The sequence below is a fragment of the Sphingobium sp. CCH11-B1 genome (assembly GCF_001556865.1).
In the GTDB taxonomy this organism is placed as follows: domain Bacteria; phylum Pseudomonadota; class Alphaproteobacteria; order Sphingomonadales; family Sphingomonadaceae; genus Sphingobium.
Genome location: NZ_LSJY01000003.1, coordinates 69,814 through 84,718 on the forward strand (window position 1 = coordinate 69,814; position 14,905 = coordinate 84,718).

The following is a 14,905-nucleotide window of genomic DNA, read 5'->3' on the forward strand; positions in this document are numbered from 1 at the left end:
CGAAGGGCGGCGGGGGCAGGCGCATGAGCAGGGAAGGCGGAACAGGGATGTTCAGACCGGGCGAACTGGTGAGAGGCTTCAAGGGCCGCACCGTCCCGCGTGAGCGGACCGCGCTCGCCATCTGGTTCTGGGAGATCGACCGCGTTCTCCTGTCGCTGATCGTCACGCTGATGGCGATCGGCCTCGTCGCCGTCGCCGCTGCCTCGCCCGTGGCCGCGATCGACCGGTCGACCGCGACGGTCGCGGTCAATCCGCTCATCTATTTCTACCGCCAGCTCATGTGGGTGTTCCTGGGCCTGCCGATCATGCTGGTCATCTCCATGCTGCCCCGGCCGCAGGCGCGGCGGCTGGCCATCTTCTTCTGCGCCTTCTTCTTCCTGATGCTGCTCGCCGTTCCGCTGCTCGGCAGCACGGTGAATGGCGCGAAGCGCTGGATCGACCTTCCCGGCTTCCGTTTCCAGCCGTCGGAATTCCTGAAGCCCGCCTATGTCGTGACCACGGCCTGGCTGTTGTCGCTGCGCGCGAAGGACAAGACGCTGCCGGTGATGCCGCTGACTGGCGCGATGACGCTGCTGATCGCGGCGGTCCTGATGCGCCAGCCCGACTTCGGCCAGACGGTGATCTTCCTTGCCTGTTGGGGGTGCCTGCTGCTGCTGTCGGGGCTGGAGATGCGCTGGATCGCGATGCTGGGCGGCGCGGGCCTCGCGGGGCTGGTCGCGGTCTATATGTTCTACGAGAATGGCCGCCAGCGGATCAACGATTTCCTGGGCATCGGCGTCCAGATGGATACCGGGCCGGACCAGACCGACCTTGCCTTCCGCACCATCACCCATGGCGGCTTCACCGGCGTCGGGCCGGGCGGCGGGCAGAACAAGTTCCGCCTGCCCGAAGCGCATACCGACTATATCTTCTCCGTCATCGGAGAGGAGTTCGGCCTGCTTGCCTGCATCGCCATCGCCTGCGTCTATCTCGCCATCGTCGTGCGCGTGCTGCTGCGCCTGCTGGACGAGGAGGATAACTTCACCATCCTCGCCGCGGCGGGCCTCACGACCCAGTTCGGGTTGCAGGCGATCATCAACATGGGCGTCAATGCGCAGATTTTTCCGTCGAAGGGCATGACGCTGCCCTTTATCAGCTATGGCGGCTCCTCTATGCTGGCGCTTTGTATCGGCGTCGGCCTGCTGCTCGCATTCACGCGGCGCAATCCCTTCATGGGTCGGCACACGGTCGTCAAATGGAGTGGTCGATGAGCATTTCCCGTCACTTCGTCCTCGCCGCCGGGGGGACGGGGGGTCATATGATTCCCGCCCATGCCGTGGCGGAGGAATTGATGGCGCGCGGCCATCGCGTGGCGCTGGTCACCGATGAGCGCGGCGCGAAGATCCCGGGCATCTTCGAAACGGCGCAAGTGCATGTGATGCCGGCGGGCCGCATGACGAAAAACCCCATGAGCTGGCCAGGCGCGCTGAAGGCGATCCTCGCCGGCCGCGCCATGGCCCGCCGCCTCAACGAAACATTCCGCCCGACCGCCGTGGTCGGCTTTGGCGGCTATCCCGCCATGCCCGCGCTGCTTGGCGCGCTGGCGGACGGCGTCCCGACGGCGATCCACGAACAAAATGCCGTGCTGGGCCGCGTCAACCGCCTGCTCGCCGGGCGGGTCAGCGCCATCGCCACCGCCTATCCCGACGTTCAGCGCCTCAAGGACCGATATGCCGGCAAGGTGCATCTGGTCGGCAATCCGGTGCGCGAGGAAGTGAAGCAGCTGCGCGAGGAGGAATTTCCCGCGCTGACCGACGAAAGCGTGTTCCGCGTGCTGGTGATCGGCGGCAGCCAGGGCGCGACCATCCTGTCGAGCGTGGTGCCCGAGGGGCTGTCCATGCTGCCGATCGCGCTGCGCCGCCGCCTTCAGGTGACGCAGCAATGCCGCGCGGAGGACATTGAGCGCGTGCGGAAAGTCTATGCGGAAATGGAAATCCCCGCCGACCTCGCCACCTATTTCAACGACGTGCCCGAAAAGCTTGGCTGGTCCCATCTGGTGATCGCGCGCGCGGGCGCATCGACGCTGGCGGAACTGACCTGCGCGGGCCGCCCGGCGATCCTCATCCCGCTGCCCAGCGCCATGGACGATCACCAGACCGCCAATGCGCGCGAAATGACCGACGCCGGCGGCGCGCGCACGATTCCACAGGCCCGCTTCACCGCGGTCGAACTCGCCAAGCAGATGCAGAAGATGGCGATGGAGCCGGGCGCTCTCCAGAACGCGGCGAAGCGCGCATGGAATTGCGGCCGCCCCAACGCCGCGCGCGACATGGCCGACCTGCTCGAAAGCATCGGCCACGCGCCGATCATGAATGACCCCGTCAAGGTCGGCCCCACGCCGACCACGCTCAATCTCCAGGGAGTTCCCGCATGAAGGGTGTCGGCACCGACATCGGCACGATCCATTTCATCGGCATCGGCGGCATCGGCATGTCCGGCATCGCCGAGGTGATGCATAATCTGGGCTATTCCGTGCAGGGGTCGGACATGGCCGAAGGCTATGTGATCGAAGGGCTGCGGAAAAAGGGCATCAAGGTGATGATCGGCCACAAGGCCGAAAATCTGGGCGACGCTGCCGTGGTCGTCACGTCGACCGCGATCAAGCGCGGCAACCCCGAAGTTGAGCTGGCGCTGGAGAACCGCATCCCCGTCATCCGCCGGGCGGAGATGCTGGCCGAACTGATGCGCCTCAAATCCACCGTCGCGGTGGCGGGCACGCATGGCAAAACCACCACGACCTCGATGGTCGCGGCGCTGCTCGATGCGGGCGGGGTGGACCCGACCGTCATCAACGGCGGCATCATCAACAGCTACGGTTCCAACGCGCGCCTGGGCAACAGCGACTGGATGGTGGTGGAGGCGGACGAGAGCGACGGCAGCTTCCTGCGGCTCGACGGCACATTGGCGGTGGTCACCAATATCGATCCCGAACATCTCGACCATTATGGCAGCTTCGACCGGGTCAAGGACGCCTTCGTCGAATTCGTCGGCAACGTGCCCTTTTATGGCGCGGCGATGCTCTGCCTCGACCATCCCGAAGTGCAGGCGATCCTGCCGCGCGTGCAGGACCGGCGGATCGTCACCTACGGCTTTTCCGCGCAGGCCGACATTCGTGGCGAGAATGTGCAGCCTATTCCCGGCGGCAACCGCTTCGACGTGCAGATCCGCGAACGTGACGGGTCGACCCGCCGGATCGAAGGGATCGAATTGCCGATGCCGGGCCGCCACAATGTGCTCAATGCCATGGCGGCGATCGGCGTGGCGTTGCAGATGGGCATCGACGACGCGACGATCCAGACCGGCTTCGCGAAGTTCGGCGGGGTGAAGCGCCGCTTCACCAAGGTCGGGGAAATCGCTGTCGACGGGGGCGTCGCCACGGTGATCGACGATTATGGCCACCACCCGGTGGAGATCAAGGCGGTGCTCGCCGCCGCGCGCGAGGGCGCGAAGGGGCGCGTCATCGCCGTGGTCCAGCCGCATCGCTTCACCCGGCTGCACGATCTGATGGACGAGTTCCAGCAGGCGTTCAACGACGCCGACATCGTCTATGCCGCGCCCGTCTATACCGCAGGCGAGCAACCGATCGAAGGCGTGGACAGCGCCGCACTGGTCGCTGGCCTCAAGCGGCGCGGCCATCGCAACGCCGCGACCGTGGCGGATGCGGCCGATCTTGCCACGCACCTCGCCGCCGATATCCAGGCGGACGACATGGTCATCTGCCTGGGGGCGGGGGACATCACCAAATGGGCGGCGGGCCTTGCGTCCGCGGTCGCGGGAAAAGCGAAGGAAGCGGCCTGATGTTCGAATTGTTCACCGTTGGTCTTGAGATGCAGAAGCGCATGATCGACGCGCAGATGAAGGGCATCGAAGTCGCGCGCGACATGGTCGAGGCGGCGCAGCGCCAGGTCGAGGTCGGCCGTGCCGCCGGTCAGGCGGGCGAAGCGAACATGCGTGCGATGAAGGGCTGGATGAACCTGTGGGGCTTTCGTTCTTGAGCGAAAGCCTTGCCCTTCCTCTGGTGCGCGGGTCGTTGAAGGCACAGGCTCCGCTTGCGCCGCTCGTCTGGTTCAAGGCGGGCGGGGCGGCGCAATGGCTGTTCGAGCCGCAGGATGCCGACGACCTGTCCGCCTTTCTGCGCGACCTCGATCCGGCCGTGCCGGTGATGGCGCTCGGGCTTGGTTCCAACCTTATCGTGCGGGACGGCGGCGTGCCGGGCGTGGTCGTGCGCCTTGGCAAGCCGTTCGCGAAGGTCGATCGGCTGGACGCGACGACGCTGGCCTGCGGCGGCGGCGCGTCGGGCATCCTGGTTTCCTCGACGGCGCGCGACGCGGGCATTGCGGGCCTTGAATTCCTGCGCTCCATCCCCGGCACGGTCGGCGGCTTCGTGCGCATGAACGGCGGCGCCTACGGGCGCGAGACGCGCGACATATTGGTGGAGGCGCAGGTCGTGCTGCGCTCGGGCGATCAGGTGACGCTCACCAACGCCGATCTTGGCTATACCTACCGCCACTCCATCCTGCCCGAAGGCGCGGTAGTGGTGAGCGCGACCTTTCGCGGCCACGCCGGCGAACCCGCCGCCATCCAGGCCGAAATGGACCGCATCGCCGCCGCGCGCGAGGAAAGCCAGCCGTTGCGCAGCAAGACCGGCGGTTCGACCTTCAAGAACCCGGAGGGGCATAAAGCGTGGCAACTTGTTGACGAGGCGGGCTGTCGCGGTCTGACGATCGGCGGCGCGCAGGTGAGCGAGAAGCACACCAATTTCCTCCTCAATGTTGGTGACGCCACCAGCGCCGATATCGAAGCGCTGGGCGAGGAAGTCCGCCGCCGCGTGAAAGAGAAAAGCGGAATAGAGCTAGAGTGGGAAATCCAGCGCGTGGGCGTGAAAAAATGACTCGTGGTCCCTGGCATGTCGCCGTCCTGATGGGCGGCTGGTCGGCGGAGCGGTCGGTGTCGCTGTCGAGCGGCGAGGGTGTCGCCAAGGCACTGGAATCGCGCGGCCATCGCGTCACGCGCATCGATATGGACCGCAACGTCGCCGTCCGTCTGGCCGAGGCGAAGGCCGATGTCGTCTTCAATGCGCTGCACGGCGTTCCGGGCGAGGATGGTACGATCCAGGGTCTGATGGACCTTATGGGCCTCACCTACACGCATAGCGGCCTTGCCACATCCGTCATCGCCATCGACAAGCAACTGACCAAGCAGGCGCTCGTCCCCCATGGCATCCCCATGCCGGGCGGCCGCATGGTCGAGAGCGAGAGCCTGTTCGAAGGCGACCCGCTGCCGCGCCCTTATGTCCTGAAGCCCGTCAACGAAGGCAGTTCGGTCGGCGTCGCCATCGTCACGGCGGAGGGCAATTACGGCAATCCCATCGCCCGTGACAGCATGGGCCCATGGCGCGATTTCCCGCAGCTTCTGGCCGAACCCTATATCCGCGGCCGCGAATTGACGACCGCCGTGCTGGGCGACGAGGCGCTGCTGGTCACCGAATTGCGGCCCAAGAGCGGCTTCTACGATTTCGACGCCAAATATACCGACGGCATGACCGAACATGTCTGCCCGGCCGAAATTCCCGCCGAGATCAGCGAGGCCTGCAAGGCGATTGCGCTGCGCGCGCATCAGTTGCTCGGCTGCAAGGGCGCGTCGCGCGCCGATTTCCGCTGGGACGACGATCAGGGCGTTGAAGGGTTGTTCCTGCTAGAGGTCAACACCCAGCCGGGCATGACGCCCTTGAGCCTCGTGCCCGAGCAGGCGGCGAAGCTGGGCATTGACTATGCGACTCTGGTCGAGACTATCGTCGAGGAGGCGCTGAACCGCGCCGGGGAGCCACGGGAGGCGGGACAGGCAGATGGCTGAAGCACGGATCAGGCGGGGTGGGACCGCGCGGCTGGGCAGCACCCGCGTCAGCGTGGGCGGCCGGGCGGCGAGGGGCGGCCGGGGACGCGCGCTCAAGCGCCGCAGCTGGCTCGACCGGCTGATCGAACTGCTGCCGGTCAGCGAAGCGACGCTTCAGCGCATGGCGAGCTGGGCGATCGTGGCGATCGTGGGCGGCCTCGTCATCGGCATCGCGGTCTTCGCCGGGGTGCCGGGGATGATGAAGCAGCAGGCGGCCGAGATCGCCGCACGCGCCGGGTTCGAGGTCGACAAGGTCGAGGTGCGGGGCGTCGAGCGAATGGACGAACTGCCCGTCTATAACATCGCGCTTGGCCAGGTGGACCGCTCCATGCTCTCGCTCGACCTGCCGAAGGTGCGCGAGGAGATGCTGAAACTGGGCTGGGTCAAGGATGCGCGCATTTCCCGCCGCCTGCCCGACACGCTGGTCGTCGACATCGTCGAGCGCGATCCGGTGGCGGTTTGGCAGCATGAAGGACAGTTGCACCTGATCGACGTCAACGGCGTCGTCCTGCAGGCGGTGTCGACCAGCGCGATGCCCGACCTGCCGCTGGTCGTCGGTCCGAACGCCAACCGCCAGACCGCCGGCCTTAACAAGCTGATGGAAAATGCCCCGGCCTTAAAGCCCATGCTGGCGGGCGCCACCTGGGTCGGGAACCGACGCTGGGACTTGCGCTTTCAATCGGGCGAGACGCTTTCCCTGCCGGAGGGCGAGAAGGATTCAGCGTCGGCGCTGGTCAATTTCGCGCGGATGGACGGGGTGAACCGCCTGCTGGGGCGCGGCATCGTAAAGTTCGACATGCGCGATCCCGACCGGTTCGTCCTGCGCCTGCCGCAGGGCCGGGTCGAGGAGAAGCCGGCGGACGATGCAAGGCCCGCCGATGTGGGCGAGGAAGGCTGAGGACGATGGCGCAGCCCAAGGTCGAAAAGCTCATCACGGCGGTCGACATTGGTTCCTGGAAAGTGTCGGCGCTGATCGCCGGCCGCACCGACACCGGCGAACTCGCGATCCTGGGCACCGGCCAGCGCGAGAGCCGGGGCGTGCGCCGCGGCTTCATCGCGGACATGGAGCGCACCGAACTGGCCGTGCGCGAAACGGTGGAGCAGGCCGAGCGGGTCGCGGGCACCAATATCGAGGATGTGTGGGTCAGCTTTTCGGGCGGCAGCCTGGTCAGCGACGTCGTCACGGTCGAGCGCGACATGGGCGGCTATCGGGTCGAGCAGGCGGACATCGACGATCTGCTGACAACAGGGCAGCAGGGCATCGACCCTGACGGCCGGGTGGTGCTCCATGCGCAGCCGACCTGCTTTACCATCAACGGCAAGGTTCCGGTCAAAAAGCCGCTGGGGATGCATGCTGACCTGCTCGGCGTCGACATCCATGTCGTGCTGGCGGACGGCGCGCCGCTCGCCAATCTCGATCTTTGCGTGCGCGGCGCGTATCTCAACGTCAATTCGATCGTGGCCTCACCCATCGCCACGGGCCTTGCCTGCCTGTCGGAGGAGGAGCGCGATCTGGGCGTGGCGCTGGTCGAACTGGGCGCGGGCGTCACCAACGTCTCGCTCTATGCCGGCGGGATGCTGGTCGGGCTCCATTCCATCCCGATGGGCGCGTCCGACATCACCGATGACATCGCGTCCGCCTTCGGCATCCGCCGCAGCCAGGCGGAGCGGATCAAATGCTTCTATGGTTCGGCGATGCAGAACCCGCGCGACTTCCGCGAGATGATCGAGATCGCCCCGCCCCATGGCGACGCCGCGTTGCCGGGCCAGGTCGCCGGCCCCAATGCCGAAGGGGGCAAGATCACGCGCGCGGCGCTGGTCGGCGTCATCTGCGAACGGCTGAACCAGATCATGATCGAAGTGAATGCAGCCTTGTCGGGCATGGGGTTCAACTCGACCGGGCGGCAGGTGGTGCTGACGGGCGGCGGCGCTGAAATGAAGGGTGTCGCGGACTATGCGCAGGGGGCGCTGGGCCGGGCGGTGCGGGTCGGCCGGCCAAGAGGCTTGTCCGCCATGCCCGAAGCGCATAGTGGACCGGCCTTCGCGACATTGGCGGGCCTTGCGCTTTACGGCGCTTCCAACCCGGTTGATCTCCGCACCATGGCACCAGCGCCGCAGACGGTTCATCGTCTGGGCGCGCCGATATGGTGGCAACGGATGATGCGCGCGATCAAGACGAACTATTGAACGAAATCGGACAAAGACGAAAATAGCTGGTGAAATCCCCTATTTTCTGGTGTTAACAGTATATGACGGTGTCGCTTCCTGACGAGGAAGCCGAGGGAGCAGTAAATATGAGCATTGAGATCAGCCCGCCTCATGTGGACGAACTGAAGCCGCGCATTGCGGTGATCGGCGTCGGCGGCGCGGGTGGCAATGCCATCGCCAACATGATTGCCGCATCGGTGGAGGGCGTGGACTTCATCGTCGCCAATACCGACGCGCAGGCGCTCAACAGCTCGCCGGCGGAACGCCGTATCCAGCTCGGGCCCCAGATCACCGAAGGGCTTGGCGCAGGGTCGCGGCCGGAAATCGGGAAGGCGGCCGCCGAAGAAACGATCGTGTCGGTCGAACAGGCGCTGGAAGGCGCGCATATGTGTTTCATCACCGCCGGCATGGGCGGCGGCACCGGCACGGGCGCCGCCCCCGTCATCGCCAAGGCGGCGCGCGATCGCGGCATCCTGACCGTGGGCGTCGTCACCAAGCCCTTCACGTTCGAGGGCAATCGCCGGATGAAGTCGGCCGAGGCGGGGATCGAGGAGCTGCAGAAGCATGTCGACACGCTCATCGTCATCCCGAACCAGAATCTGTTCCTGATCGCCAACCCGAACACCACCTTCAAGGAAGCCTTCCAGATGGCGGACGAGGTGCTGCAGCAGGGCGTGCGGTCGATCACCGACCTCATGATCATGCCGGGCCTCATCAACCTCGACTTCGCGGACGTGCGATCGGTGATGGGCGAAATGGGCAAGGCCATGATGGGCACCGGCGAAGCGGAAGGCGACGGCCGCGCGCTCCAGGCGGCGGAAAAGGCGATCGCCAACCCGCTGCTCGACGGCGTGTCGATGCGCGGCGCGAAGGGCGTCATCGTGTCCATCGTCGGCGGCGACGACATGCGCCTGATGGAGGTGGACGAGGCCGCCAACCATATCCGCGAACTGGTCGATCCCGACGCGAACATCATCTGGGGCAGCGCGTTCAACGACAACCTCAATGGCAAGATCCGCGTGTCGGTGGTCGCCACCGGTATCGACAATGATCTGGGCGCGCAGGCGCAGCCGCTGACCCAGCCGTTCAGCTTCGCCAGCCGTCCCGCGGTTTCGGTACCGCAGACCCCGGCCGCCGTGCCGCGCGCATCCGTCACGCCGCCGGCCGCGACCCCGCAGCCCGCGCCGCAGCCCGAGCCCGAGGCGCTGGAACTGGACGTGCCCGAAGCGCCCGCTCCGGTGCAGCCCGCGCCGGCTCCGTTCGCGCCGCCCAAGCCCGCTGCGGTTTTCTCGGACGAAGATCCCGACCAGGACGAACTGGTGCTGGGCGAAGACAGTGCCGAACCCGCCGCGACCGAAACCGCGCCCGCCGTTCCGGCCCAGCCGGCGCCGCGCGTCGCGACGGGCGGCACGCTGTTCGAGCGCATGGCGGGGCTCACCCGCGGAACGGACAAGGCGTCCGGCGCCGACGATGCCGCAACGCCGGGCGTGGACATTCCCCGTTTCCTCAATCGCCAGAACAATCAGTAAGACGGAAGCGGGCCGCCGCTGAGTCTGGAAAGCGCGCCATCGACCGTCAAAGGCGGTCCGGCGCGCTTTTTCATGGCGTCCATTTCCCATTCAGCAGGACTCTGGCTAAGGCCTCGACCGTGACACGCACTTCCTTCCTGATCCCCGGCCTTGTCCTGCTTTCCCTCGTGCCGATCGCCGCCCAGGCGCAATCGGACCAGTCGCAGCTGACCCGCCCGCTGGGTGCGGCCGACCTTAACAGCAACCTGGCCCGGCTGGCCTCCAATCCGCGCGACATCGCGGCGATGATCGGGGCGGGGGAAGCGGCGCTGGCGCTGGACGATCCGCGCGCCGCCGCCGGCTTCTTCGCTCGCGCCGAAGCGATCGAGAGCGGCAACGGCCGGGTGAAGGCAGGGCTGGGCCGCGTGATGCTGAAGCTCCAGAACCCGGCCGAAGCGCTGCGCCAGTTCGATCAGGCGACCCGGTTGGGCTATCCCGACGCCACCATCCTGTCGGACCGTGCCTTGGCGAAGGACATGACCGGCGATCAGGCCGGGGCGCAGCGCGATTATCAGGCCGCGCTGGCGCGCACTCCGCAGGACGAGGAACTGATCCGCCGCTACGCCGCGTCGCTTGGCATTTCGGGGCAAGTGGAGGCGGCCGACAAGGTGCTGGACCCGTTGCTCTACAAAGGCGACCGGGCGGCATGGCGCTATCGTGCGTTCATCTATGCGATGAACAACAAGCAGGCGGACGCGCGCAAGGTCGCGCTCCAGACCCTGCCGGAACAGCTCGCCACGGCGCTGACACCCTATATGCAGAAAATGCCTTATCTCACCCCGGCGCAGAAGGCGGCGGCGGTGCATTTCGGCCATTTCCCGCAGCAGGTCGGCACCAGCATCGCCGCGATCGTGCCGACGCCACCCGCACCGGGCATCGTTGTGGGAATGCGCGCGCCCGTGACTGTCGCCGCCGCGCCGACGACTGCGCCCGCCAAGCCGCTGAGCCGCGCTGAACAGCGACGCCAGCAGCGCGAGGCAGAAAGGCTCGCCCGCGCGCAGGCACGCAATCCGCAACAGCCCGCGCGAACGCCGACGCAGGTCGCGCAGGCTACAACGACGCCGCCGCTCGCCGCCACGCGCACACCCGCGCCCGCTACCACGCAGCCGTCTGCCTCCCAGACGAATACGGGCCAGACCAGTACGGGCCAGACCGCGTCCGCACCGGCCGGGGCGACGCAGCCTCCGGCGCCACAGCCGCAGCCGACCCCCTCGCAACCCACATCGTCGCAGCCGCCGCCGGCAAGCGCGCAACCCACACGGACCGCAACCGCGCCCGCCCCGACGCCATCTGCCTACGCATCGGCAACGCCAGCGCCGAACGGAGCGACGCCGGCCGCGAGAGGCGCTGTTCAGGGACCGCCAGCGCCGGGCTTTGAATCGATGGATATGCCCGCGCGCCCGAGTCCGTCTTCGTCGTCACCGACGCCGTCGCAGCCCGCACCGGCTGCGATCGCCACCGCAACCCCGCCGTCCTCCGCCTTGCCGGCCGCGACGCCCGCGCCTTCCGCTCCCCGGCCCAACCCGGAGGCGACCCGCACGCTGGCGGACATCATCCGGGCGATCGACGTCCCGGAAACGGAGCGGGCGACCAGCGTCGCCGCCGTCGATCTGGACGAGGTCGCGACCTTGCAGGCCCAGCGCCGCGCCGAACGGGCGGCCGCCGCAAAGGCTGCGGCCGACAAGGCGAAGAAGGAGGCCGCCGCCAAGGCAAAGGCCGAAGCGGACGCCAAGGCGAAGAAGGAAGCGGAAGAGAAGAAGCGGCTCGCCGCCAATCCGTCGCGCAACTGGCTGCAGGTGGGCGTGGGCCAGAGCAAGTCCGCGCTCGGCTTCACCATGAAACGGCTGCGCGGCAAATATGGCAGCCTTGCGCCGCAGGACGCGTGGAGCGCAAGCTGGGGCCGCACCAACCGCCTGCTCGTCGGCCCCTTCTCCAGCTTCACCCGCGCCAAGGATCTGGAGACGAAGCTCCGGGCCGACGGCGCCGACGTGTTCGCATGGAAAAGCGACGCCGGGGAGGTGGTGGAAAAGCTGGCGGGCGAGTAAGAGGCCGGGCATGACCAGCCTTGCGTCCTATGCCTGCCATCCCGATCGAAGCCGCGGCCGCCTCCATGCGGAGGAGGGCGGCGAGATGCGCGGCCCGCGCGATGTCTATCAGCGCGACCGCGACCGCATCATCCATTCCATCGCCTTCCGCCGCCTGCGCCACAAGACGCAGGTGTTCGTGTCGCCTGACGGCGATCATTTCCGCGTCCGCCTGACCCACAGCCTGGAAGTCGCGCAGATCGGCCGCACCACTGCACGGACGCTCGGCCTCAACGAGGATCTGACCGAAGCGCTCTGCCTTGCCCACGACATCGGCCATCCGCCCTTCGGCCATGCCGGGGAGGATGCGCTGGAAGTCGCGCTGGAGGCGCATGGCGGCTTCGATCACAACGCGCACACGCTGCGCACGCTGATGCTGCTTGAAAGCCCCTATCCGCGTTTCCGGGGCCTCAACCTCAGCTGGGAAATGCTGGAGGGGCTCGCCAAGCATAATGGCCCGATCGCGAAGCCCGGCTGGGCGATGCGCGAACTGGATGCGATGTTCCCGCTGGACCTTGCCAGCCATGCCTCGCTGGAGGCGCAGCTGGCGGCTATTTCCGACGACATCGCCTATGACAATCACGACATAGACGATGGCCTGCGCGCCGGCCTGCTGGTGTTGGACCAGTTGCTGGAGGTGCCGTTGGTCGCGCGCTGCTGGGACAGGGTGCGTGCCCGCTACCCCGACGTGCAGCAGGACCGGCTGCTGCGCGAGCTGGTGCGCGAACAGATCGGCGTCATGGCGAACGACCTTCTGGAGGCGACCCGTCGCAACATCGCGGCATCAGGGGTGGAAACGGTGGAGGATGTCCGCGCTTTCGGGGAGACGCTGGTTTGCTTCTCGCCCGAGCTGACCGCGCAGGAACGCGATCTCAAGCGCTTCATGTATGCGACGCTCTATCATCATCCCGACCAGCTGGCGGCGGCGGACAAGGCGCGGGTGATCGTCGCGGACCTGTTCCGCGCCTATCAGGCCGATCCCGCGCTGATGCCGCCCGAATGGCGGGACGATTGCGCATTGGACGAGCCCGTACGCAGTCGCCACATCGCGGATTTCATCGCCGGCATGACGGACCGCTACGCAGAAAAGCGCCACGCCGAAATCTATGGCGTACCCGTTCTGGCGGATTGACGCGCCCTGTCCTTTGCCGCAAGGCGCTCCTGTCTCCGCCGGATTCGTCGGGCGGGCACGATGCGGGAGAGCATGGGTCGCCTTTCAGGCGAGGCCCGTCGCCGAAGGAGCAACCGCCCCGGAATCTCTCAGGCCAAAGGACCGCATCGCGCGCAGGCGCTCTGGAAAGCGGACGGCTTGCCCGTCCCACCGAAGGGGTAAGCCATGTGGCCGCAAGGCCGCTGGTCAAAGCTCTCAGGTCCCGTGACAGAGGGGGTGGCAGCATGTCGAGCCTTCGGGCAGACCATGGCTGTCGCCACGCGACTCATCACGGAAAGGCCGCCCCATATGTCCGGCACTGACGACATCGCCCATCTGGAAGAAGACCTGCCGTTGCAGGAATTGCCGCTCGACGGCTGGCACCGGGCGAAGGGCGCGCGGATGGTGGGCTTTGCCGGCTATCACATGCCGATCCAGTATGAAGGCATCATGGCCGAACATCTTTGGACGCGCGATCATGCCGGCCTGTTCGACGTCAGCCATATGGGTCAGCTCACCTTTTCGGGAGAGGGCGTGGACGAGGCGCTGGAGCAGTTGCTGCCCGCCGACATCAAGGGGTTGAAGCCCTTCCGCCAGCGCTATTCGATGCTGCTGGACGAGGAGGGCGGCATCCTCGACGACCTCATGCTCTCGCGGCTGGGCGGCGGCGCCTTCGATGGCGCGGACATCTACATGGTGGTCAACGGCGCGACCAAATATGACGATATCGGCTGGATGATCGAGCATCTGCCCGACGAAGTCGTGATGAACCATATGGACGAGCAGGCGCTGCTCGCGCTGCAGGGGCCGGAAGCGGGCGAGGCGCTCGGCCAGCTGATCCCCGAAACCGCCGATCTTCTGTTCATGCAATCGGGCCTCTTCGCCTGGCGCGGCGTCCAACTGTGGATCAGCCGGTCGGGCTATACCGGCGAGGACGGGTTCGAGATCAGCGTGCCCGCTAAGGACGCCGTGCTGCTGGCCGATGCGCTGTGCGCCTTGCCGCAGGTCAAGCCCATCGGCCTTGGCGCGCGCGATTCGCTGCGGCTGGAGGCGGGGCTGCCGCTTTACGGCCATGATCTCAGCCCCGACGTCAGCACGATCGGTGCGGATCTGGGCTTCGCCATCGGCAAGCGCCGGCGCGAGGAGGGCGGCTTCATCGGCCATGCACGCGTCATGAAGGAACTGACCGAAGGCCCGGCCCGCAAGCGCGTCGGCCTGCGGATCGACGGGCGCATGCCCGCGCGCGAGGGCGCAGCGATCCACGCCGGGTCGGCGGTGGTGGGCGAAGTCACGTCCGGCGGCTTCGCGCCCAGCGTCGGCGCGCCCATCGCCATGGGCTGGGTTGACCTGGCCCACGCCGCCATCGGCACCGCGCTCGAAATCGAGGTGCGCGGCAAGCGCCTGTCCGCCACGGTCGCGCCGATGCCGTTCGTCCCGCATCGCTATCGCCGCAAGGCCTGATCCTTTTTCGCCAAGGGGAGTATATCATGAGCCGTTATTTCACCGACGAACATGAATGGATCGACGTCGAGGGCGAGATCGCCACGGTCGGCATCACCGACTATGCGCAGGAACAGCTTGGCGACATCGTGTTCGTCGAACTGCCCGCCGAAGGCACGACCTTCGAAAAGGGCGACGACGCCGCGGTGGTGGAATCGGTCAAGGCCGCGTCCGACGTCTATGCGCCGATCTCTGGCGAAGTCGTTGAAACCAACAGCGCGCTGGAGGACGAGCCGGCGCTGGTCAACAGCGACGCCGAAGAGGATGGCTGGTTCTTCAAGCTGCGCGTCACCGACGCCAGCGAGCTTGAGGGGCTGATGAACGAGGCCGCCTACAAGAAATTCGTGGCCAGCCTTTGATGCCTGAATAAGCCCTTCCCTTTCGAGGGAAGGGCTGGGGTGGGTCGCGACCACGGGGAGCGCCCGCCCTGATGAGATGGCGGCGGGCTCGCTTGGCTCGCCAAC

At 67.0% G+C, this 14,905-nt stretch carries 13 protein-coding genes and 1 riboswitch; all 13 genes read left to right on the forward strand.

What is annotated here, in order from left to right; genetic code table 11:
• Positions 1-47: 47 nt before the first annotated feature.
• The 13 genes from AX724_RS01085 to gcvH all read left to right on the forward strand — a co-directional run bounded on the left by AX724_RS01085 (position 48) and on the right by gcvH (position 14,800).
• Entirely contained in the window at positions 48-1,250 is a 1,203-nt protein-coding gene (locus tag AX724_RS01085) for an FtsW/RodA/SpoVE family cell cycle protein (RefSeq protein WP_066762616.1), read from the forward strand.
• Positions 1,247-2,413 (forward strand): undecaprenyldiphospho-muramoylpentapeptide beta-N-acetylglucosaminyltransferase, encoded by a 1,167-nt coding sequence (gene murG, locus AX724_RS01090; RefSeq protein ID WP_066762623.1) that lies wholly within the window; start codon positions 1,247-1,249, stop codon positions 2,411-2,413. Before AX724_RS01085 ends, murG begins: the two co-directional genes overlap by 4 nt.
• Positions 2,410-3,837 carry a UDP-N-acetylmuramate--L-alanine ligase gene (gene murC, locus AX724_RS01095; protein WP_066762625.1) on the forward strand — a complete coding sequence of 476 codons (1,428 nt, stop codon included), beginning with the start codon at positions 2,410-2,412 and terminating at the stop codon, positions 3,835-3,837. Before murG ends, murC begins: the two co-directional genes overlap by 4 nt.
• Positions 3,837-4,034 (forward strand): hypothetical protein, encoded by a 198-nt coding sequence (locus tag AX724_RS01100; protein ID WP_066762626.1) that lies wholly within the window; start codon positions 3,837-3,839, stop codon positions 4,032-4,034. The genes murC and AX724_RS01100 overlap by 1 nt, the downstream gene beginning before the upstream one ends.
• On the forward strand, positions 4,031-4,930 hold the full coding sequence (gene murB, locus AX724_RS01105) for a UDP-N-acetylmuramate dehydrogenase (protein WP_231736425.1): 900 nt from the start codon (positions 4,031-4,033) through the stop codon (positions 4,928-4,930). The genes AX724_RS01100 and murB overlap by 4 nt, the downstream gene beginning before the upstream one ends.
• Entirely contained in the window at positions 4,927-5,892 is a 966-nt protein-coding gene (locus AX724_RS01110) for a D-alanine--D-alanine ligase (protein WP_066762631.1), read from the forward strand. Before murB ends, AX724_RS01110 begins: the two co-directional genes overlap by 4 nt.
• Positions 5,885-6,829 carry a cell division protein FtsQ/DivIB gene (locus AX724_RS01115; RefSeq protein WP_066762634.1) on the forward strand — a complete coding sequence of 315 codons (945 nt, stop codon included), beginning with the start codon at positions 5,885-5,887 and terminating at the stop codon, positions 6,827-6,829. The genes AX724_RS01110 and AX724_RS01115 overlap by 8 nt, the downstream gene beginning before the upstream one ends.
• A 5-nt stretch (positions 6,830-6,834) precedes the next feature.
• Positions 6,835-8,118, forward strand: coding sequence for a cell division protein FtsA (gene ftsA, locus AX724_RS01120; RefSeq protein ID WP_066762637.1), 1,284 nt, complete (start codon positions 6,835-6,837; stop codon positions 8,116-8,118).
• Between the two features lie 107 nt (positions 8,119-8,225).
• Complete coding sequence (gene ftsZ / locus AX724_RS01125) at positions 8,226-9,668, forward strand: cell division protein FtsZ (protein ID WP_066762639.1); 1,443 nt, start codon at positions 8,226-8,228, stop codon at positions 9,666-9,668.
• Between the two features lie 119 nt (positions 9,669-9,787).
• A complete protein-coding gene (locus tag AX724_RS01130) occupies positions 9,788-11,752 on the forward strand; it encodes a tetratricopeptide repeat protein (protein ID WP_066762649.1) in 1,965 nt (654 codons plus the stop codon).
• A gap of 10 nt (positions 11,753-11,762) precedes the next feature.
• Positions 11,763-12,923, forward strand: coding sequence for a deoxyguanosinetriphosphate triphosphohydrolase (locus AX724_RS01135; protein ID WP_066762652.1), 1,161 nt, complete (start codon positions 11,763-11,765; stop codon positions 12,921-12,923).
• Positions 12,924-12,976: 53 nt separating this feature from the next.
• A riboswitch (glycine riboswitch) is annotated at positions 12,977-13,077 on the forward strand.
• A gap of 173 nt (positions 13,078-13,250) precedes the next feature.
• The gene (gcvT, locus tag AX724_RS01140) at positions 13,251-14,402 is read left to right on the forward strand and encodes a glycine cleavage system aminomethyltransferase GcvT (protein WP_066762654.1); all 1,152 of its coding nucleotides are present in this window, start codon (positions 13,251-13,253) and stop codon (positions 14,400-14,402) included.
• A 26-nt stretch (positions 14,403-14,428) separates the two neighbouring features.
• The gene (gene gcvH, locus AX724_RS01145; RefSeq protein ID WP_013040940.1) at positions 14,429-14,800 is read left to right on the forward strand and encodes a glycine cleavage system protein GcvH; all 372 of its coding nucleotides are present in this window, start codon (positions 14,429-14,431) and stop codon (positions 14,798-14,800) included.
• Positions 14,801-14,905 lie beyond the last annotated feature (105 nt).